Annotated in this window: 1 protein-coding gene; it reads left to right on the top strand. The window is 63.4% G+C overall.

Annotated features, from left to right (window positions below; translation table 11 throughout):
- Positions 1-246, top strand: a 246-nt coding sequence (locus P0D80_RS51690) for an alpha/beta fold hydrolase (RefSeq protein ID WP_408296814.1), incomplete at both ends; no start/stop codon positions are given.

Raw genomic sequence — 246 nt, 5'->3', positions numbered from 1 at the left:
TCTAGCGTCGCCTCGTTCGACAACCTGAAGCAGATCAATGCCGGCACGCTCAGCATCGGCTACGCCGAAGCGGGTCCGCAAAACGGACCGGTTGTGATTCTGCTGCACGGCTGGCCGTACGATATCTATGCCTTTGCCGAAGTCATGCCGTTGCTCGCGGCGGCCGGCTACCGGGTCATTGCGCCGTATCTGCGCGGTTATGGCACGACACGGTTCCTGTCCGCGGACACGCCGCGCAACGGCCAG

Origin of the sequence: Paraburkholderia sp. RL17-373-BIF-A (assembly GCF_046030175.1) — a bacterium.
Lineage (GTDB): Bacteria > Pseudomonadota > Gammaproteobacteria > Burkholderiales > Burkholderiaceae > Paraburkholderia.
This window is presented reverse-complemented; position numbering and strand designations above follow the sequence as displayed.